Consider the following 20,677-nt stretch of genomic DNA (forward strand, 5'->3'; position numbering starts at 1 on the left):
TTATGAGTATTCGAAACGTTTTGAATAAAGCGGCGGGGCTATTCGTGGAGATGCCCGAGAGCAAGGGAATCGACACCTCGACAAAAATGGCGGTAGCACCGACAAAGACCGTTGAACAGATCGTGGCCGACGCGCCAGGTCCAAATCTAAACGAGATCAAGGTTCCCGAAACGACGACGACTCCTGTCATGGCTCCGGGCGGAGTAGTTCAGTTCCAGGCAGTTTACGATTCGGCCGGATTGCCGAAAGCAGATTTTGGTGCAGAGCAGGCGTTGGAAGTCATCAACTCGTTGCCTGCCGAGCTTCCGTTGAACGTTAAGCGAACAACCGTGCAGGCGACCCTGGGCGCAATGGGTAAGGCAATGGGTGTCAACACTGAAAGCGTCGTTGCCGATGCCTCACGAAAGCTTGCTGCATTATCGGCTTACGAGGACATGATGAACCACAAGACCAACACTTATGTTGGCAAACTTGAGGCTCAAATAAAAGACCTGGAGACTCAGATCGCTGGCATCAAAAGCGAGATTGCCGATACACAGGCAATGCTCGGAAAGGCGGTTGGCGCATGTCAGACCGAAGCAGATCGACTGGACGATGTCGTAGAATTCTTCACTCTGGACACCGGGGCGAGCAAGCTGGCCTAGTGGCTTTCTTCCTGGGCTTTTAGGACGATTCCTGGAATAATTGATCTTGGCATGAGCCTGGGGATAAACGCCAGAATCTTATTCTTGAACCCAGGAATGACGATGGCCTTTCTTCGAAACATTCCGTGTACGCCTTGCAGGGCAACCGAAAAGGGCTTCATCAAGCCTGACTTAACCAGTTTCGATGCACCCATCTCAGCTCGCTCTTGAAAACCTGTTGAAGTCGGACCTGGGCATAAGCAAGTGACCGAAACACCAGTCCCCTTAAGCTCTTCACGAATCCCCTCGCTTAACGAGAGCACATAGGCCTTTGTCGCATAGTACTCCGCCATCAGCGGGCCGGGCATGAATGCGGCAGTGCTGGCGACATTCAGAATGTAGCCACGCTTTCGCTCGGCCATGGCGGGCAAGAACAGTCGAGTGAGTTCGGTAACTGCGCGAACGTTGACTAGGAGCATCTCTACGAGCTTCTCAATAGGTGCCTCATGAAAGGGCCCGAAATCGGCGAAGCCGGCATTGTTAACGAGCACTCCAATTGGTCGGCCCAGCGCAGTGACTTTGTCAAACAGCTCGCGAGCTGACTCGGGTTTACCCAACTCGGCGACAATGCACTCGATTTGAATCGTGTCCCTCTCTACTAGACCCTCTGGCTTCTGGTCGGCGGCGATCAGCTCCGCCTTCAGCGCCTCGAGCTTTTTCAAATCTCGCCCGGTCAAGATCATGTTGCAGCGCTAGAAACGAAACGCCTTCGCCAAGGCTTCCCCCAATCCGCCGGTAGCCCCGGTGATCACAACCCATCCACCGCCGGTCTCGTAACCCACCTCAAGACTCGCTGAAACTCCCTCTGTCATCGTTCTAACACTTCCCCTACCCCACAGAAACGGGGACGCCACCAACGGCACCCACCGCAAACACATGGTCGTCCTTGTTTACGCCCTGGATCGTAATCTCGTTCGCTTCGCCGGCATCGCGATAACCTTCCCATAACATTGAGGATGAAGATCGCCAATACACCCGATAGCTGGTCCCCGGTGCGCCCTTCCACTTGATCGTGGTGCTATGGGCCTGCTTCGGGTCGTAGCGGACATCCGTCGGAGCAGGGCCTGCGTTAGCCAGCGCCTGTAGCGAGACCAAGTTCACCCTGGCGACATTAGCCAAGTACCCAAAGTCGATGCCTTCAATCGTGTCCTTCTCGTTATGCTGTTGGTCCAGTGCCTCGATGGTTTCGGTAAATCTCACGCCAGTGAAGCCAGCGTTGTTGAACGAAGTATGATCGCCGCCTCGTTGGAACCGGTCTCTGCGAAGTACCAACCAAGGTGAGAACCCCTTCACTTTTCCCCGGGCGTTCCATTCGATCCATCGTGCCAACTCGCGGCTATTGTGCTTCTCGCTCTCCTCGCTAAACAGTCGAACGCGCTTTTTATCCTTTAGTGGCCCCGACTGCGATCCGCCGATAATGTCGTTGTTCAAGAGAGCTTCAATCTGCCAATTCTCGCTATTTGCCCGAGCCGCCAGAGCCGCAGAACCCAACAATCCCTGCTCTTCGCCGCTGAATGCCACAAAAACCAGCGTGTTCTTCCACTTAGACTGAGCCATGAGACGTGCACACTCCATTGTTGCCGCTACTCCCGAGCCGTCGTCGTTGATGCCCGGTGCGATCGCCGTGAGTGGGTCCCCCGCAAGGTTGATCGTATCGAAATGTCCCCCCATCATTACCCGCCGATCTGTCTCTCCGCGAAGGGTTGCCACCACCTGAACAACATCCCGATCCTCAACAACTCGGCGTCCCTTTTTCACCTGATAGTGCATCAGTTCCACCTCCATCCCCGGAATCTTCCGAAACTCTCCCGCTATCCATTCGGCAGACTTCGTGCAGTAGTCGGTGTTGATATTCCGGTTTGGGTAGGTGGAAAGGTGGGTCAAAGTCGAGCGCAAGTTTGCGGTTGAGATATCTGAGCTCAGGAGCGCCAAGGCAGAAGCAAGCACCATTGGGGGAGATTACCATTGAGCTCAGAGGCAACAGCGCAACTGGGTAACTCGAAAGGTAATCTCCTCCAGCCCATGTCCGAAACGATCCAGTCTTTGCTCCACGAAGAGCGCACGTTCGAACCGTCCGCTGAATTCAAAGCCCAGGCGAACGCGAACGACCCCGCGATTTATGATGAGGCGTACCACAATCCGACGAAGTGGTGGGAAGGCTGGGCTGAGCAGCTCGATTGGTTTGAAAAATGGCACACAGCGATGGAGTTCGATGCTCCGAACGCCAAGTGGTTCCTTGGGGGAAAGCTGAATGCCGCTTACAACTGCGTCGACCGCCACGCTCTGGGCGACAGAGCGAACAAGCCCGCGATCATTTTTGAAGGTGAACCTGGCGACACCCGAACTCTTACTTACAGCGAAGTCAAAGACCAAGTTAGCCAAATCGCCAACGCTCTCAAATCGATGGGAGTGACAAAGGGCGACCGAGTCTGCATCTACCTCCCGATGGTTCCCGAACTCCCGATGACGATGCTCGCCTGCGCTCGCATAGGAGCGGCTCATACTGTTGTATTCGGCGGCTTCTCGGCGGATTCGGTAAGAGAGCGAGCGAATGACGCAAGCTGCAAAGTGATCGTCACCGCCGACGGCGGCTGGCGGCGAGGGAACGTTGTTCAGCTTAAGAAGATCACCGACGAAGCCTTAGAAATGGGATGCGATACGGTCGAAAAAGTTCTGGTTCTGGAAAGAACTGGCGAGGCAACTGGCACGGTCAATTACAGAGAAGGGCGGGATTTCAAATGGTCCGAGACCGTAGCCACTCAATCCACCGACTGCCCCTGCGAGCCGATGGACGCCGAAGACTTGCTCTTCATCCTCTACACCAGCGGCTCGACCGGAAAGCCGAAGGGAATCACCCACACCACCGGCGGCTACCTGACTTGCGTCTACGCAACGAGCAAGCTGATTTTTGATCTGAAAGAGTACGACATCCACTTCTGCACCGCCGACTGCGGCTGGATCACCGGGCACAGCTACATCACCTATGGTCCGATGGCGAACGGCGCAACAGTTCTCATCTACGAAGGTGCCCCCGATACCCCCGACAAAGACCGCTTCTGGCGGATTATCGAAAAACATCGGGCGACGATTCTTTACACCGCTCCTACTGCCATCCGCACCTTTATGAAGTGGGGCCTTGAATACCCAGGTCGATGCGACCTGTCGTCGCTCCGCTTGCTCGGTTCGGTCGGTGAGCCGATCAATCCCGAAGCGTGGATCTGGTACCACCAAAACATCGGAATGTCGAAATGTCCGGTCGTCGACACGTGGTGGCAAACCGAAACTGGTGCGATCATGATTTCTCCATTGCCTGGGATAACGGCGACGAAGCCAGGTTCGGCAACCCATCCGTTCCCGGGTGTTCGAGTTAAGGTTCTTGACGAGCACGGAAACGGCGTCGATGTCGCTGGGCCGGGGGCGACCAACACTCCCAAAGGCGGTTTCCTCGTCATGGACCACCCCTGGCCCTCGATGACGCGCGGAATCTTCAACGACCCCGAGAGGTATGAAAAGACGTACTGGTCGCGCTTCCCAGACTCTTACTTTGCGGGCGACGGAATCAAGCTCGACGAGGATGGCTACCTCTGGCTGCTTGGCCGAGTTGACGACATCATGCTCGTCGCCGGACACAACATCTCGACTATGGAAGTCGAAAGCGCCCTCGTCGACCATCCTGCCGTCGCCGAAGCCGCCGTTATCGGCAAGACCCACGACGTGAAGGGGCAGGCGATTGCGGCATTCGTGATTTTGCGTGCCGGTTTCGTCGCTTCGGACGCATTAACAGCCGAAATCAAAGCCCACGTGGGCAAGAAAATCGGCCCAGTGGCGCGACCAGATGATGTCTACATCTCGGCTGAACTACCGAAGACCAGAAGTGGCAAGATCATGCGACGGCTCCTTCGCGACATCGCCGAGGGGCGAGCTTTGGGCGACGTCTCCACCCTAGCCGACTCCTCTGTCGTCGCCTCTCTGAAGGACCGTTACGAGGCAAGCGAAGGGTAGTGAAAAACTGGGCCGGCAACGTGACGTTCGGAACCGAACGTCACGTCACGCCCGGATCGCTGGATGAGCTGTCCGACTTGGTCGCCAACTCTCGAAACATTAAAGTTCAAGGCTCTCAACACTCCTTCAATACAATCGCGGATTCCACTGACACTCTGGTCTCCATGCAGAGCCTTAACGAGATTGGAGAACCGGATGCCGAAACTCACTCTGTGAGAATCGGTGGCGGGGTGACTTATGGCCAGTTAGCCGTTCACCTCGCATCCCGAGGCTGGGCGCTGAGCAACTTGGCGTCGTTGCCCCACATCTCCGTCATCGGAGCCTGTGCCACCGCAACTCACGGATCAGGTCGCAAGAACAAAAACCTCTCCAACGACATCTTGAGCTTGGACGTCATGGGTCCGAACGGCGCGATTCGACGCTTAGAGGCAGGATCGGAGGAGACAAAACTAGCGACCATCGGCCTCGGAGCAATCGGCATCATCACGGGCGCAACTGTGCGAATCGAACCCAGCTACGAGGTGAGGCAATGGGTCTATGAAGATTTGGAGTTTGCAACACTTACCTCCTACTTCGATATCGTCTCCCAGCATGGCTACAGCCTGAGCCTGTTCACAAAATGGACCGGGGAAACAGTCGATCAGATGTGGGTGAAGGAGCGTGAAGGCGGACTGTTCGAAGGGCGGGAGAGCTGTTTTGGAGCCAAGCGAGCAACGGTGAAACGTCACCCACTACGCGAGATGGACCCGGTCAACTGCACCGATCAACTTGGAGTCCCTGGTCCGTGGAGCGAGCGGTTGGCGCACTTCAAGCTAGAATTCACGCCTAGTGCGGGAGAAGAATTACAGTCGGAATACTTTGTTGATTTTGAATTCGCCACGGCGGCGATCGCCGAACTGCGAAAACTCGGTGACGAGATTGCGCCTCTGCTATTCGTCTCCGAGATTCGGTTCGTCGCCGGGGACGAGTTACCGATGAGTCCCGCGTTTGGCACGGACATCGTTGCGCTCCATTTCACTTGGCGACCAGTTTGGGAGCAGGTGCGGGCCATCCTTCCCAAGGTCGAAGCTGCTTTAAGGCCGTTCGGCGCCCGGCCCCACTTCGGCAAACTATTCACGATGGACCCAAGCCGCCTAGCCGAGGTCTACCCCCGGCTCCCCGATCTGAGAGCCTACTCCCAACAAGTCGACCCAGAAGGGAAGTTCATAAACGACTTCTTAGCATCAAGAGTTTTCGGATCCTCTAGCTGAGAGGAGTTGTCGGAAAACTTCGAACTCCTCCAGGCCGTACATCGCAAAAACGACCTTCAAAGGTTGTTCAGTTACCAATGCGGAAATCGTTTGCACCGCAATTTCCCCTCCCAGTTCAAGCGGAAATCCGAATGCTCCTGTCGAAATCGAACAAAACCCAATCGACTCAACGCCCAATTCAACCGCCTTCAAGTAGGCATTCCTGTACGTTGCCTCAAGCAAGTCAGGTTCGTCCCCGATCTCGCGCCAAACTGGTCCGGCAATGTGGATCACGTAACGATGGGGAAGATCATGCCCCGAAGTCACTACCGGCTCGGCAACCTCCGCACCACTTGGAGCAACTCGCCGCAATTCTTCCAGCATCCCTCTTCCGGCCAAATGGTGAATTCGACCGTCAATGCCTCCACCACCCCGCATTCGAGTATTTGCCGCATTCACAATCACTTCGACTGGTTGATCCGTCAGAGCTCCCCGAACCACCGAAATCATCAACAGATCACCAGCGCGATTCGGTCATCCTCAATCACGATGATCCCCTCGCGGTACATCGTCCCGATCAACCTCTTGAACGCCCCTTTGCTCATTCCGAACGCCCGCAAAATCTCGTCGGGCGACGACTTATCCGACAGAGGCAGCGAGCCGCCATTTGCCTCCAATGCCCGAACGACCCGATCCCGTTCTCCCAATACCGCACCGTAACCCTGAGGGCGCAACGAAAGCGCCAATTGTCCGTCATCACGGACCCGTTTCACAAACCCCTTCCGCTTCTGCCCAACCTTCAGCTCGTCCACCCACTCATCGCGGAAGATCGCCCCTTTGAACTTTCCGTTCACGATGACCGAGGCAAACTCCGGAGTAATGTCCGCTACTAACATCTTGATGGCATCACCCTGAGCGAGTTCGTCTTGATGCGGGGTCAGGTGCTTCGACCATCGAGTTGTACAAGCTACTCGGTTAGATTTCTCGTCCAAGTAAACGTAAACCAGAACTTCATCGCCTTCTCTAAGCTCAAAATGCTGCTGCTTGAAAGGACAGAAGAGATCCTTCATCAGCCCCCAATCGAGAAACGCTCCCTGCCCGGTGACCATCAAAACCTTCATCACCGCAAACTCGCCCACCGCTGCATGGGGCTTCATGCGAGTGGCAATGATCCGATCTTCCGAGTCGGTGTAAATGAAGACTTTCAGCGAGTGTCCAACCAGCGCATCATCGGGGCACTGGTTCTCCGGCAACAAAACCTCGGTCTCCCCGCCGTCGGACAGATAAAGCCCGTACTCGGATTCTCGCTTTACCTTCAGGTCTTGCCATTCGCCGACTTTCACAGCTTATTGTGCCTCATTGGACAGCGGACTCCCTCGTCTGCTTATCGAGCGACAGCGAGGCTATAACGGAGGCTCAGTGGTGGTTTCGACTCGCCGATCCGGATACAACAAACCACAAACCGCCTCCGCAGATCCAATTGCGATAAGTCCAACGAGAACGTTCATGATGATCGCAAACACATAATCCTTCGAAGTCCAACCTTGATCAGCCACCGTTGGCCGAATCACCAAGAAGACTAGGCTGAAGAAACCAGTGATTCCTTGCAAAATGAACCATAGACCCAGCCCTCGAACAACTACCCCCATCCAATCTTTCGGCTTCATCAATTCAGGATTATATCTAGCGATTGGAATATATCCCGGTGAGACTGCCACTCGGAGTCTCTACCAAAAGAGGAAGATTCAACCCATGGACTTCGGCAGCCTCTTTCTTCAACTCATTCTTTCACTCGCAATCTTCTGCCTGTTTCGCTGGGCCAAAGCGCAGCGAAACTATTGACATTTAGAGCCCTCAGCCGACTCTCCGGTGTAAGCGCGGCTACAAAGTTCGCAAAGTCGCCGCTGCCTGCTCCGGAGTGATGTCCCGCTGCGACTCGCCTAGCATCTCATAGCCCACCATGAACTTCTTCACCGTCGCCGAGCGTAGCAGCGGCGGATAAAAGTGTGCGTGAAGTTGCCAGTGGTCCACAGGCTCGCCGTTGTTCGGCCCGCCGTGCCAGCCCATCGAATAAGGAAACGAGCAGTTGAAGAGGGCGTCGTATTTCTTAAGCCCGATGCTCAGAATCGTTGCGAGATCTTTCTTCTCCTCTGGCGTTAGATCGGTAAACACCGGTCGATGCGCCTTGGGAAGAAGCATCACCTCGTAGGGCCAAGTCGCCCAAAATGGGACAAGCCAAACCCAGTGGTCCGTTTCCACCACAATCCGTTCTTTTTTCTCAAGCTCGCTAGAAACGTAGTCGCAAAGCATGGGCGTGCCCGTCCGATCAAAATACTGCATTTGCTGGCCGTCCTCTCGTTCGACCAATGAAGGAGTGTGACCCGAAGCCCAAACTTGCCCGTGCGGATGCGGATTCGAAGCGCCCATTGTCGCCCCACGGTTCTCGAAAATCTGTACCCACTGATACTTCTCGTTCAGCTCGACATACTGCTGGTTCCAGAGTTCGATAACCGCTTCCAGTTCCTCCTGCGACATCTGTGCAAGGGTGAGGTCATGACGCGGAGAGAAACAGATGACACGGCACTCTCCATAGGCGGTTCGCGCCTGGAACAGGTGCTCAGCCGCTGGCGTGATCTCGAACGGAGTATCAGGGAGGAGCGCCGAGAAGTCGTTCACAAATGTGAAGGTCGACGGGTAATCAGGATTCACCTCCCCATTTGACCGAGTATTCCCCGGACATAAATAGCACCCTGGATCATGGGAAGGCCGTTCATCAACCACCGTTTCCTCAGCCCCCTGCCAGGGTCGCTGGGTTCGGTGTGGAGAAACCAAGACATGCTCGCCGAGTAGAGGATTATAACGGCGATGTGGCTGGTCAAACACTCCCTACGGTATACCCGCCGACTTACTCATCTTCATCATCGTGACGAGCAGCCTCGATCAGGCTCATCACCTCGTTCACCGACTCATGCACAACCAAATGGTGCTCCTGGTCGAACTCGATCCTAGAGTTCTTGGGATCTATCTCATATTCCCGGACAACCCGGATGTGCGGAACGCAGGCGAAAAGAGGAGACATGCCTACGGAGTTGGGGCGAGTGAGTTCAATCCATCGTTTCATCGTCTCTCAGAGTACAGAGCGGGCGATTCAAGAATCTGTATCGAACTTTGTGGACATCGCAAGTTGTCGCACGCCCCATCAAAATTGCTGTAAGATAGCAAAAGCCATCATGAAATCCGTTGCACTTCTTGCCGCTTTCGCCACCCTAGGTCTGGGTCTCCAGTCGTCGCTGCCAGGTGCAGTTGACAACCATTACAAGAACCTTCAAGCCGCCAAAGGACTCAAGGTCGAGTTCAGCGTGCTGCGTCTGACTGGTGGAGCGGAGAAGATCAGCCTCACTTACGCCAAGCCTAATCTGTACAAGATCGAGTCACAGAACACTCTGAAAATTAGCGACGGCAAGACGCTTTTTACGCTTGACAAGAAGAAGAACACCTACACCGAGGGGGCCGCAGTTTTGGCTCCCGCAATGGATTCCGACACCTGGGCTTGGAGCGGATTCTTCGACGAAAAGGCGACCAAGGACCTGAGTGGATGGCAGGCGAAGGGCAAGAAGCAGATTCGTGGTGCGTCGTTGGACGAGTTCGCATTCCGCATTGCAGGTGGAGACACTGGTTCGCTTTACATCGACCCGACGAACGGGATCGCCAAGGGCTACAGCCGTAGCGGAAAGGGTGGCGACCTGATCATCATCGCGAACTCTGTTGCCCCGCTGAAGGATGCTCCAGATGTCAAGGAGTTCACCTTCGTGCCGGGAACCGCCAAAAAGGAAGAGCCAAAGCCAGCCGCCGCCGAAGTCCTCTACGCCGAGATCTCGCCGATCATGGCTCAGCGCTGCAACGGCTGCCACAGTTCATCAAGTCAGAAGGCTGGAGTGATCACAGACACCTTCGCAGGGCTCTCAAGGATCGTTGCTCCAGGCAACTCGGCGGCCAGCAACTTCTACAAAGTCATCTCCGGTCCGAACCCGCGAATGCCAAAGGGCGGCGGAAAGATGACCGCTGAAGAGATTGAAAAAATCAAAAACTGGATCGACTCCGGGGCGAAGCAGTAGCAAGACCGTGACTGGTAGAGTCTCACTGGGGTGTATAGTAGCTCTAACGGTAAATCATGACGATGATGCTTGCTCTGGCCTTACTTACCCAACCTGGTGCCGAGGGACTGCGATCCGCTGCAGACCGCCGGAAATTCGACTTCGGAACCTGCGTGGTGAGCGACCTCATCAAGGGCAACGCCGATGATGGAAAGTACGTTCAGGCAATCAAAGACCACGTGAATCTCATCGAGCCAGAAAATGATCTTAAGCCCGCCGCGATGTGGAAAGGACTAAACGAGATTGATTTCTCCAAGCCTGACTACCTCCTCGGGGAACCTGGAAAAACGGGCTGGGCACAAGCTAACAGGATGAAGGTGCGGGGTCACGTGCTTTGCTATCCCAACGAGCCGGGCTACACCACTCCTGGCTGGTTGCTTGCAAAAGAGAAGGACCTTACTGCCGACCAAACGCGTGAACTCCTGAAGAACTACATTCTCACCGTTGCTGGACGATACAAAGGCAAGATCTCGAGTTGGGATGTCATCAACGAAGTAATCTCCGACGCTCCCAACGGCAACCAGTTCAACGTCCGCTCGAGCATCTGGTACCGCAAGCTCGGAATGGAGTTCATTCCGCTATGCTTCAAGTGGGCAAAGGAGGCCGACCCGAAAGCCAAGCTGTACTACAACGACTACGGCTGCGAAGCTGGCGGTCGCAAGCTTGATGACGCCATCGCCATGTGCAATTGGATCCGCTCGGAAGGAGGGGTCGTGGACGGAATCGGCCTCCAGTATCACGTCAGCACTTGGGCAAAAGTTGTTCCTGGAAGTGGGTTCTATCAGGCGGTCGAAAAGATCGAAAAGAACGGCTACGACTGGATGATCACCGAACTGGATTACGCAATCCCTGTGCAACCGTTTTCACGCACGGATCCCAACTTTGGGATCATTCCAAAAGAAGTCCAGGACTACCGTGTACAGGGCGTTGCGTATGGCGAGATCATGGAACTAGCCCTGAATAGCAAGCGCTGCAAAGGCGTGCAAATGTGGGGTATCACCGACCGCCACAGTTGGATTCCTGGTTTCTCGCAAGGCAAAAACGGATGTGCACTGATTCTCGACGCCAACTACAACGCCAAACCTGCGGTCGGATACATCCAAAAAGCCTTGCTCTCAAGATAAGTGCGTAGTGTAGACTTACGTTTACATGTCTGAGGGGTGGATCAGGGTCAAGAATGCGCGGGGGCATAACCTGCGCGGGGTAGATGTGGACATCCCGCTGGGCCTGTTCGTCTGTGTGACCGGCGTGTCAGGCTCGGGGAAATCAACGTTGATTCAGGACACGTTGTTTCCACGCTTGATGTTCGAGCTGCACGGCACACGTTCAACCTGGCAACCTCACGATGCAATCGAAGGCCTCGATGCGGTTGATAAAGTGATCGATATTGATCAGTCGCCGATCGGGCGAACGCCCCGTTCCAACTCGGCGACTTACACCGGAACCTTCGACATGATTCGGGACCTATTCAGCAAAACGCAGGACTCAAAGATTCGCGGCTACCAGCAGGGGCGTTTTAGCTTCAACGTGAAAGGGGGTCGTTGCGAGTCATGCAAGGGCGACGGCGTTTTGAAGATCGAAATGCACTTTCTGCCTGACGTTTATGTTCCATGCGAAATCTGCAAGGGGCGTCGGTACAACCGAGAGACCCTTGAGGTTAAGTACAAGGGCAAGTCCATCGCCGATGTCCTGGAGATGACCATCGAAGAAGCGGTTGACTTCTTCAGGCCGATCCCGAAGATTCACAAAAAGCTCGACACGTTGCTCGACGTTGGCTTGGGCTACATTCGCCTCGGTCAACCCGCGACCACTCTGTCGGGCGGCGAAGCTCAGCGGGTGAAGCTCTCGACCGAGCTCTCAAAGCGAGCGATGGGCCATACAATGTACATCCTGGATGAGCCGACAACTGGCTTGCACTTTGACGACGTGAAACGTCTGCTCATGGTTCTCCATCGCCTCGTCGACCAAGGCAACACTGTGCTCGTCATCGAGCACAATCTCGACGTCATCAAAACCGCCGACTGGCTCATCGACATGGGACCCGAAGGTGGAAACGGTGGCGGGGAAGTCGTCGCGACCGGCACTCCTGAGCAAGTGGCGCGAGTCCAACGAAGTCACACAGGGAGGTTTCTGGCAGAGATTTTTCAGAAACGCGGACATGCCTATTAGTTCTCAGCTCTTAACCATCGGACAATAACCGAGAACCGAGAACCGAGAACCTTAAGTCAGCTCGCCTTCGCAATCTCGCGTTGCTGAATGATCCGCAGGAATTGCGAGCGTACGGCGACCGCCCGTCGCACGTCGGTCAAAGCATGAATAGCGATCTCACGGTTCACCGGAATGAACTCGTAATCCGAGTTCACGGACACCTGGGCCAGATAGGGCCAGTCGGCGGCGATGACCACGCCCAGCCTGCGGTAGCCGCCCGAGACAGGGCCGTCTGGGCCCAAAATAATGATTTGGCCACCAGGGGTTTGCTGAATCAAACCAGGGCAAGCTGGCTCACTTGGCGACTGCGTAAACTCCGAGGATAGCTCGCAGTTGAATCGGTACCCTTGCCGGTTGATGTCCAAAGTCGAAGACGCATCAAAGGGAACCCGCTGCTCCAGCGGGATGTATCGCAACTGGCGGACTGGCTCAAAGAGACCCGCCAGCTTCCGCTCCGGCAACGGTCGGTAGGTGTACCCAAGGTAGCCCGCAAACGAGCCAATTGTCGTCACGCGGTACCGCTCAAATTTCTTGAGGCGCTTCACGTACCCGGCGTGAGGCGTCATCCAGCAGATCGTCATGTCTCGCTTAGCTTCGAACTCAAGGGTTCCCAGGACTTCAAGGACCGGCGTGTCGTCTTCCGCCAAAAGTGCGGCTCGCACGAGCGGAGGGGTGAAGGGGTCCAGTGGGCCGCCTGGCGGAACACCATACTTTCTCAGTTTGGGAGGCGCGGCAAAGACGGAGGTTTGTCCGTAAGTCTTAACGATCTTGAGACTCAAGCACCCACCCCGATTCCCGAGCCTTCGAGTGCGGTACGCACAGATCGAGCGATCTCGAGACAATCTGGTCGGTCACCATGAATACAAATGGTTTCTACCGTCGGAGCGAGTCGCAACGCCTGAGCCTGAATCTCAGGGATCGAATCCAGCATCGCGCCTGCCGCCGACCGAGGAAGAAGTCCTCCGGTCGTGTCATAGCCACGCTCTGCAAATCCCTCGCGAATAAACCTCAATCCTCTCCGACGGGCCTGGAATTCGTGCTCGGTGCCCGACAGTCCCATCAATGGTTTTTCCATTTCTTCCAGCGCATCCCAGACGGTACGAGTGGAAACCGTATCAATTGCTAGCCAATGATAGAGGGCACCGTGGGGCTTGATGTAAGCGTAAGGTCCGGCTTCAAGTATTTGTACCGCGACGCTGCTAATCCAAGTCTCGGGGTATCCCTCTTTAAGTTCGCGACGGCCCATGGAACCAGGGTCAGGGAAGCCGACATGGAGACCGGGGCGGACGCCGTGGTCGCGGGCGGCGCAGAGAAGGTCGTAACAAAGCTTTGGGGATCCAGCATGGAACCCTGAGCAAATGTTGACTGACGAAACGACGTCCATCAGCGCAAGATCGTTCTCGAATCCTTCGCCAATATCGGCGTTGAGGTCAATCCATTTCATAGCTCGTGAGTCGTTGTTCATCAAGCATCCTCGCCTGATCTCCGTCTATCTCGAAGAACTTGATTGTATCACCCGGATTCAACGGGAAGTACCGAGCTTTTGCATCTGCGACCAAGATGGGAGTCGTGCCAATCAGGTTCCATCCTCCCGGAGATTCCTGCGGATAGATACCAGTTTGGCCCTTCGCGATTCCTACCGCTCCGCGAGGAACTCGGATTCGAGGCGTGTCAATTCGCTCAAAGCGATGGAAAATCTCAGGCAGTCCTTTGAGATAGGGAAACCCGGGCAGGAATCCGATTGCCTGCACGGTGTAGGTCGCGGCGCAGAATGCTTTGGAGACCGCTTCAGGTTCCATCGAAAGCTCTCGGCAGATCCCTTTGAGGTCAGATCCGTCGAAAAGTAGCGGAATTTTGTGCTCTTTGGTTGGCAGCTTGGGTGCCAAATCGATAGAGTTGAGTGACTCAATTGAAAACGTTTCAGGGTCAATGTAGAGACCGACAGTGTCGACCGAGGCGATCACTTCTTCCACCCCGGGCAAGTTCATCAGCTCGATCGAGTAGGCGAAAACGTATGGCTCGACCTCAAGATCGCGCAGAATATACGCCGACTCTCCTAGTTCATCGATCCGCACAATGTAAAGTATCGTCGTTTTCTGCGTCAAAATGAGGGTCGATGAGCATTGAGATTCCTGTTTACCTTGGGGACGGAGCCGTATTGCCAGCCTATCAGACCGCCGACGCAGCCGGAATGGACCTTTGCTCGACCGTGGACTTTGCCCTGGAACCCCTTGAGCGAAGACTCGTCCCGACGGGGATCAAGATGGCAATTCCTCGAGGGTTCGAAGGTCAGGTGCGCCCGCGTTCGGGATTAGCGCTGAAGCACGGAATCTCTATGGTCAACGCTCCCGGGACTATTGACTCAGACTATCGAGGTGAAATTGGGGTGCTACTGGTGAATCTAGGCCAAAATCGCGTAGAGTTCAAGAGCGGTGATCGTGTGGCGCAACTTGTGATCTGCCCGGTGGTTCGGGCGTCGCTAAAGGTCGTTGCAGAACTCGGCGAAACAGCAAGAGGCTCCGGCGGATTCGGAAGCACTGGGAAAAGTTAAGGAAGAAGATGGCATCAACAGTAGATTTCAATGACGACTATGGCGCGCAGTTGCGTGAAGAAATGTCGCGTATCAATCTGCTCAGGATTCGTGGAGATATCTCTTCTGCCAAAACTCTTTGCCTTGCAACTTTGAAGAAGTACCCCGCGAGCGTCGATGCTCATACGATGATGGGCGACCTCCACGCGGAACAAGCTGATTTGGAGCCAGCCGCGGAGTGGTACGCATTAGCACTTGACCTTGACCCCAACGCGCCTGGTGCACAAACTAAGCTCAACCGGATACGGGCCGCCCTGGACATATCAAAGCAGGCTGCAACCCAGAAAGCGATGATCGATTCAGGCCGGAAAGTATCGCCTTGGTTGATTACAGCCGTTGCCACGTCCGCGATCGCTATCGCGGCGATTGCCTTCATGGTTGGCGGGCAACAATCGCCCACTCGGGCTTCGACCGGGACGTCGGCTCAGAAGTTTTCCGGTAACTCAATCTCTGCTCCGAAGGACTTCGGTGGATTCGTTGCCGCTTCCCAGGCCCAGCCGCCGGTTAATCAGCTTCCGGTTGTGGGTAGTTCCGCTACAGATGGCTCGCGACCCGCTGAACTTCAGTCTCCGAACGGGCAGAAGAGCGAAACCGGTGGCTCGACTGGGAGTGTGGCCCAAGACGAGACATTGCTGAACGCGATTCGGGAGCGAAGCAAGTATTCGAAGAATATCATCAGCATCCTCGATGACCCGCGCAACCATTCCATGGTGATCACTTACTCGGTTGCACCGGATGAGCATGGACGCTACACGGGGGCGATGGTGGCAATCACCGCCCTTGAGTATCACTCCAAGGCTTCGCTCGTTACTCTTCGAGGAGTACGCAACGGCATTCTGACTTACATGGCAGACGTGACCCGACAAAAGGTGATGGAAGCTCAAGCCGAGAAAGGTAGCTTGCAAGGGCAGACGGATTACGCGTGGATCGACTCGGTTCTGGAGAACGAATACTTCCGATCACAGGAAGTGACCGGCGTTCCACCAAAGTAGTCGTTCATAATCAAGGGGATGCGAGTCTCCCTCCAGCTCTACACCGTCCGTAACGAAATTGCCGCTGACCTGCCCGGCACTCTTGCCGCTTTGGCCAAGACTGGTCTGGAGTATGTGGAGGGTGGGGGTTTGAGCGTCGAAGAAGCCAAGACTTGGAAGAAGTTGCTTGACGACAACGGATTGAAGTTTAGCGGGGCGCACTACGGACTCGCCGCCTTCGAGAATCCCGATGCAGTCTTTGAAGCGATGGAGATTCTGGAGTGTAACACCATCATCGACCCCTGGGAGCAGCCAACTAACTTCGATTCTCTTGATGGGGTGAAAGCACTTTGCGAAAAGCTCACGGTTGCTGGGATGGGTTGCCATGCTGGCGGATTCGAATACCTGTATCACAATCACGATTTCGAGTTCCTGAAACAGATCGACGGAAAGTCCGCCTGGGAGCACATGGTAGAGCTCACGAATCCTGCCTGGGTCAATTTCGAAGTGGACATGGCCTGGGTTCAAGTGGGCGGCTACGATGAGGCTCAAATCTTGACGAATTACGCAAGTCGAGTTGGCGCACTTCACTTGAAAGACGTCGATACCTCCAAAACCCCTCGATGGCAGATCGCTGGTCAGGGAACTGTTAACCTTGACTTTGGCCTCAAGTTCGCCGACGAGCATAACATTGGATTCGGCTGCATCGAACTCGATGAATCGCCTTGCGCGCCGCTCGACGCGGTTGCCCAGAGCCTTGAGTTCTTCAAAGGCAAAGGCTACAACTAGAGGCTAAGCTCCCCAACATGGGAGCCCGAGCTCAAGGCTTTCCGCGCAAAAACCGCTCAAGAGCCTTGCGGCTCGGGCCTGAATAGGCTCCGTACTTCTCGTATTCGTTCGATGGGTCGCCAGGTTGGAAGTAGTGTGCGAAGAAGAATGCCATTTCTATCTCTTTGTAAGAAGCGATTTTCTCGCCTGCTGCGATGATGCACTCCGCTCGAAGTGACTCGTCGCATTCGCCCTTGTAGTAACCGAGCATGGGTTTGGTGACGTACCACTCGTGGATGCAGATCTGCTTTGACGTCGTCGGAATTGGGAGCGCGGTGATCTTCGCGATCATTGACTCAAGCGCCTGACCATACTGCGCGGCATACTCTTCTGGGCGTTTAACTTGGCCACGGTAGTAATGGGAGATGTTCGCACACCGTCTGTTCATTCTCGTCCACCATTGTCCGTCGTCTCCTCCGACGAGGGTTCGAAGTTCGACCGCCTCCGGCTCCGGTTCGCCCCAGAAGGAGATTGTAGAGCCCTGGACGACATGACCATGGAAGTTGAGGTGTCCATCGTCAACTAGCATGTAGTTGCAAAACGAATGGAAGGCTGTGTCCCATGTTCCGATCGGCTGCCCGCTAGAATCCGAAGGTCCGCCGACGTGACCCCGAGCGGGCTCATTGAACCACTCGAAGCGAAGACCGGCTGGACTTCCTCCCAGCTGTTTCCAAAGGTTCACTGCCCGGTCAATGATCTGTTGGCCGCGCTCCCGACTTGCATCCCACAACCTAAAGTCGGGTCGCCACCACTCCTTCCAAGGTCCGCCAGTGTGACGATGCCAGTTCGGATTTCCAGGATGTGGCACTGGGCTGAGCCCCAGCAGAAGCTTTTTCTGACCATTTGCTGCCGCGCGAACTCGATCTTCGAGGTCAAGCCACATGGGATTGTCGTAGTCCGCATAAATTTCCCATAACATCGCTTGCTCGCGAATCCAGCAGGTGGGAAGCTTCTTGATGTCATTGATGATCTCAATCCGCGGTCCATTCGTCCGGCGAAGCGGAATTCCTGTCGAAACTCCGCGCTTAAGAATTCTTCACCTCAAGGAAGCGTTCAAGCTCGAGTGGAGTGACGATAGAAAGGTTGACCTGAGCGGCCTCAAAAAACTGCTCAAGACTCAGCTCAGGCATCGACTGCTCGTCGGAAATCTCGTCGTAAAAGTCACGAATAACGTCTGCTGAGCTCGGTTCTTCGGGATAGGCCTCAACCCACACGCCAGTTTTTTCTTTGGACGCCCGGTAGGAAACCGCGGCCACATAAGGAAGGGCGAGAATCTCTTGGTCGTCGTCGACCGACCAAAAGCCGTCATGAGCGTGCAAACCCGCCGCATGAAGCTCTTTCCGAACCTCATCCACAGGCTTCCTAGTGGAACTCACGATCACAACAGAGTGCTTTGCTTCCGCTGCAGTCAAAAGAACTTTCCCTGCTTGCGAGTGAACAAAAACGTGTCGAGAAGCAAGCTGCTGCTCGACTGCTGAAACAAACCCCTCATACGGAACTCTGAGTGTCATCTAGGTTCATTATGGCTTGGCGTGAGCGATGATCGACTGGATAATTTTAACGGCTTCCTCGGCAGTTTCTTCACAGTCAAAAGTCGTTACTCCTTCCGCGTGGACATGAAACATGGGTTCGAAGGAGTCTGCAGTGACAAGTGCGGTTCCTCGAGCAAGGGGAATTCGGACGCCCTCGGGTTCGAGATCATCTTGCGGATACCGGTCGGTAAGCTCGCGCAACACCCCGCCCTTGTCTGGCCCATGAACCGTGACAGCATCGTAGGACATCGCGAAGTCTGGCAAGTCGGCCCGATATTGGCTTAAGCTCTGAGAAGAACGGGCAAGCAGTGGGATGAGCCAGGCCGCCGAATAACATGCGTCAAATCCGGTAGGCATCTCTCCGAAAAAGAACCCTCCCCTGCCGTCGCCGCTGAAATCAACTCCATCACTTTGAATACTCCTCGCAGAATTAGGAACCTTAAGTACCGACGCCCCTTTTGACTCAAGCCAAGCTCCGAACGAGGCGGGGAACGAAGAGGGAATGGCGATTTTGCAGCCGGGACTCTCGATTATTCTCGCCTTCGCCATCAAGGCAAACAAAGGGAGTCCATCAACTATGGCCCCCTGGTCATCCACAAGGGCAAATCGCTCACCTTCGTGGAGGAACAGAATCCCCAAGTCGCAGCTCAGTTGTCGAACCGAGTGACTCAGCTCCTGAAGATGTGCTTCGATTTCAGAAGCCGTATTGGGCGTACGACGCGAGTCAGGGTGGCCATGGAACCCCACGGCATCGACGCCCAGATGATCGGCAACCGAAGGGAACAGGGTTCCAATCGATGAGTGAGCGTAGTCGCAAGCAATTCGAAATCTTGGCAGAGGCAACTTAGAACAGACAGCGAGCGCATCCAAATAATGTTCAACATGACCCTGGGCATAATCGATCATCCCGATGTCGTCGGCGTCTGCTCGGTTAAAGTCTTCTCGGAAATAGCGCGCCTCGACCTTTCTTTCGATGCCCTTTGAGATTTGTTTGCCGTGCGCGTCGAAGAGCTCAACCAACGACATCCGGCGATTTCCGGGGAGCTTTCGGATCAGCACTGAGCCTGCTGCACCAACTCGGCTCATCGTGTGCTTCGCAACCGGTAACGGCACCCCTCTTAGGTCCAACACGTTGCAGCCGACGCTCACCAACGAGGAAATCACGGCTCGCTTTAGCATCCGAGACGAGCGAGCGGTGTCTCGAGCGGCGATCACTGTGCTTCCCAGCGGAAAGAGAGACCCGTAAGCTCCGGCCAACCGGCTCGCCACTTCAGGAGTCATTTCGATGTTACTGATGCCCGCGACGCCAAGATCACGGAAAAGCGAAGCCTGCCAACGATGTCCCCAAACCATCGACATCGTGACCGTTGCGCCGCGTTCGACAACTTTGTCAGGCCAAATCTTGACTCGTGGTCGGATCACTGCGCCGAGATCGAGTAAACAGCGATCCCCAACCACGGCGTCCTCCATAACGGAGACATTCTTCTTCGCGATCACTTTCGCCCCAAGAACCGCGGAGCGCACCTGAGCCTCGCTGCCGATGTAGCAATTCTCCCAAACAACGGAGCGCTCAACGACGGCGTATTCCTCGACAATCGTGTTAGAGCCGAGCGCACTGTAGGGTCCGATCTGGGCCCCGCGCTTTACCTTAACGTTTTCTCCCAAGACCACTGGAGGGATCAGGCGAGCCGTCTCATCAATCTGGCAACCGTGCCCCAGCGAGATTCCTCCAGAATGAGAGCCGGGGATCGTGAGCTGAACAACTCCGCTCATGACTTGCTCTTGCGCCTCGCGATACTGGCTCAGCGAACCAACGTCGCACCAGAACCCATCCATCACGAAACCGTAGACACCCTTCTGAGCTTCGATGAGCGCAGGAAAGATATCCATGCTCCAGTCGTAACTGGCACCGGGCTCCATCAAATCCAACACACTCGGGTCGATGATGTACATCCCTGTGTTCACAGTGTCGGTCTGAACCTCTGACCAATCTGGTTTTTCGACGAGCTTGCGAATCTTGCCGTCCTCGTCGGTCACGACAATTCCGAACTCTAGAGGGTCGATGACTCGCTTCAGAATCAGTGTCGCCAAGGCCCCTTTCGTTCTGTGAAAATCGACCGCCGCCCGGAAGTCACAATCCGTGAGCGCGTCGCCGCTTACAATCAAAAAAGGCTCGTCCATCAAGGTCGCCGAGGCGTTTTTGATCGCACCAGCGGTGCCTAACGGCATCGGTTCGTCTGGATAAGCAATTGAAACTCCGAAGTCCCGACCGCTGCCAAAGTGCGACTGAATCTCACTGGCCAGGTAAGAGGTGGTCACCAAAAAATCTGTGAAACCTTGGTTTCGCAACAGCCCGACAAGGTGCTCCATGATTGGCACCGTTGCAACAGGGACTAGCGGCTTCGGTCGCTGCGAAGTGAGCGGCCTCAGCCGCGACCCTTCGCCCCCTGCCATGATCACAACTTTCATGCGCTCCAGTA

The 20,677-nt window shown here is 55.2% G+C and carries 21 protein-coding genes and 1 pseudogene; 9 read left to right on the plus strand and 13 right to left on the minus strand.

All coding sequences use genetic code 11. The annotated features are described in order from the left end of the window. The first annotated feature begins 2 nt into the window (after positions 1-2). Positions 3-644: a hypothetical protein gene (locus WCK51_08450; GenBank protein ID MEI7576909.1), complete on the plus strand. Its 642-nt coding sequence runs from the start codon at positions 3-5 to the stop codon at positions 642-644. Here WCK51_08450 and WCK51_08455 read toward each other — a convergent pair. Continuing rightward, positions 641-1,366, minus strand: coding sequence for an SDR family oxidoreductase (locus WCK51_08455; GenBank protein ID MEI7576910.1), 726 nt, complete (start codon positions 1,364-1,366; stop codon positions 641-643). The genes WCK51_08450 and WCK51_08455 overlap by 4 nt on opposite strands. 145 nt (positions 1,367-1,511) lie before the next feature. Beyond that, a complete protein-coding gene (locus tag WCK51_08460; GenBank protein ID MEI7576911.1) occupies positions 1,512-2,633 on the minus strand; it encodes a M28 family metallopeptidase in 1,122 nt (373 codons plus the stop codon). Between the two features lie 72 nt (positions 2,634-2,705). Between WCK51_08460 and acs the strand changes: the two genes are divergently transcribed. Continuing rightward, entirely contained in the window at positions 2,706-4,685 is a 1,980-nt protein-coding gene (gene acs / locus WCK51_08465; GenBank protein ID MEI7576912.1) for an acetate--CoA ligase, read from the plus strand. Then, complete coding sequence (locus WCK51_08470; GenBank protein ID MEI7576913.1) at positions 4,685-5,935, plus strand: FAD-binding protein; 1,251 nt, start codon at positions 4,685-4,687, stop codon at positions 5,933-5,935. Before acs ends, WCK51_08470 begins: the two co-directional genes overlap by 1 nt. Here the strand turns inward: WCK51_08470 and WCK51_08475 are convergent. From WCK51_08475 to WCK51_08495, 5 genes are all read right to left on the minus strand, one after another. Next, entirely contained in the window at positions 5,909-6,424 is a 516-nt protein-coding gene (locus tag WCK51_08475; GenBank protein ID MEI7576914.1) for a macro domain-containing protein, read from the minus strand. The two genes, WCK51_08470 and WCK51_08475, sit on opposite strands and share 27 nt — an antisense overlap. Next, the gene (locus WCK51_08480; GenBank protein MEI7576915.1) at positions 6,424-7,257 is read right to left on the minus strand and encodes a S1-like domain-containing RNA-binding protein; all 834 of its coding nucleotides are present in this window, start codon (positions 7,255-7,257) and stop codon (positions 6,424-6,426) included. The genes WCK51_08475 and WCK51_08480 overlap by 1 nt, the downstream gene beginning before the upstream one ends. Positions 7,258-7,317: 60 nt before the next feature. Continuing rightward, entirely contained in the window at positions 7,318-7,581 is a 264-nt protein-coding gene (locus WCK51_08485) for a hypothetical protein (protein ID MEI7576916.1), read from the minus strand. A 214-nt stretch (positions 7,582-7,795) separates the two neighbouring features. Next, entirely contained in the window at positions 7,796-8,797 is a 1,002-nt protein-coding gene (locus WCK51_08490; GenBank protein ID MEI7576917.1) for a UDP-glucose--hexose-1-phosphate uridylyltransferase, read from the minus strand. Positions 8,798-8,819: 22 nt separating this feature from the next. Then, the gene (locus tag WCK51_08495) at positions 8,820-9,035 is read right to left on the minus strand and encodes a hypothetical protein (protein MEI7576918.1); all 216 of its coding nucleotides are present in this window, start codon (positions 9,033-9,035) and stop codon (positions 8,820-8,822) included. Positions 9,036-9,144: 109 nt separating this feature from the next. Between WCK51_08495 and WCK51_08500 the strand changes: the two genes are divergently transcribed. From WCK51_08500 to WCK51_08510, 3 genes and pseudogenes are all read left to right on the plus strand, one after another. Beyond that, on the plus strand, positions 9,145-10,029 hold the full coding sequence (locus tag WCK51_08500; protein MEI7576919.1) for a hypothetical protein: 885 nt from the start codon (positions 9,145-9,147) through the stop codon (positions 10,027-10,029). A gap of 62 nt (positions 10,030-10,091) precedes the next feature. Continuing rightward, the gene (locus tag WCK51_08505; GenBank protein ID MEI7576920.1) at positions 10,092-11,192 is read left to right on the plus strand and encodes an endo-1,4-beta-xylanase; all 1,101 of its coding nucleotides are present in this window, start codon (positions 10,092-10,094) and stop codon (positions 11,190-11,192) included. 28 nt (positions 11,193-11,220) lie between these two features. Continuing rightward, positions 11,221-12,237, plus strand: a pseudogene (locus WCK51_08510) (excinuclease ABC subunit UvrA). 56 nt (positions 12,238-12,293) lie between these two features. Here the strand turns inward: WCK51_08510 and WCK51_08515 are convergent. From WCK51_08515 to WCK51_08525, 3 genes are read right to left on the minus strand one after another with little or no spacing between them, the layout of a single operon-like run. After that, a complete protein-coding gene (locus tag WCK51_08515; protein ID MEI7576921.1) occupies positions 12,294-13,055 on the minus strand; it encodes a hypothetical protein in 762 nt (253 codons plus the stop codon). Further along, entirely contained in the window at positions 13,052-13,741 is a 690-nt protein-coding gene (locus WCK51_08520) for a LamB/YcsF family protein (protein ID MEI7576922.1), read from the minus strand. Before WCK51_08520 ends, WCK51_08515 begins: the two co-directional genes overlap by 4 nt. Next, positions 13,707-14,351, minus strand: coding sequence for a carboxyltransferase domain-containing protein (locus WCK51_08525; protein MEI7576923.1), 645 nt, complete (start codon positions 14,349-14,351; stop codon positions 13,707-13,709). The genes WCK51_08520 and WCK51_08525 overlap by 35 nt, the downstream gene beginning before the upstream one ends. A 41-nt stretch (positions 14,352-14,392) precedes the next feature. On the opposite strand from WCK51_08525, the gene dut reads away from it, so the two are divergent. From dut to WCK51_08540, 3 genes are read left to right on the plus strand one after another with little or no spacing between them, the layout of a single operon-like run. After that, positions 14,393-14,827, plus strand: coding sequence for a dUTP diphosphatase (gene dut, locus WCK51_08530; GenBank protein ID MEI7576924.1), 435 nt, complete (start codon positions 14,393-14,395; stop codon positions 14,825-14,827). 8 nt (positions 14,828-14,835) lie between these two features. Beyond that, on the plus strand, positions 14,836-15,858 hold the full coding sequence (locus tag WCK51_08535) for a tetratricopeptide repeat protein (protein ID MEI7576925.1): 1,023 nt from the start codon (positions 14,836-14,838) through the stop codon (positions 15,856-15,858). 18 nt (positions 15,859-15,876) lie between these two features. Beyond that, positions 15,877-16,626 carry a sugar phosphate isomerase/epimerase gene (locus tag WCK51_08540; GenBank protein MEI7576926.1) on the plus strand — a complete coding sequence of 250 codons (750 nt, stop codon included), beginning with the start codon at positions 15,877-15,879 and terminating at the stop codon, positions 16,624-16,626. Positions 16,627-16,657: 31 nt separating this feature from the next. Here the strand turns inward: WCK51_08540 and WCK51_08545 are convergent, their stop codons facing one another. From WCK51_08545 to WCK51_08555, 3 genes are all read right to left on the minus strand, one after another. After that, positions 16,658-17,584: a hypothetical protein gene (locus tag WCK51_08545; GenBank protein MEI7576927.1), complete on the minus strand. Its 927-nt coding sequence runs from the start codon at positions 17,582-17,584 to the stop codon at positions 16,658-16,660. Positions 17,585-17,690: 106 nt separating this feature from the next. Beyond that, positions 17,691-18,176 carry a hypothetical protein gene (locus WCK51_08550; protein ID MEI7576928.1) on the minus strand — a complete coding sequence of 162 codons (486 nt, stop codon included), beginning with the start codon at positions 18,174-18,176 and terminating at the stop codon, positions 17,691-17,693. Between the two features lie 9 nt (positions 18,177-18,185). Beyond that, the gene (locus tag WCK51_08555; protein ID MEI7576929.1) at positions 18,186-20,666 is read right to left on the minus strand and encodes a sugar phosphate nucleotidyltransferase; all 2,481 of its coding nucleotides are present in this window, start codon (positions 20,664-20,666) and stop codon (positions 18,186-18,188) included. Between the last annotated feature and the right edge of the window lie 11 nt (positions 20,667-20,677).

The organism is Armatimonadota bacterium (assembly GCA_037138755.1).
Lineage (GTDB): Bacteria > Armatimonadota > Fimbriimonadia > Fimbriimonadales > Fimbriimonadaceae > Fimbriimonas.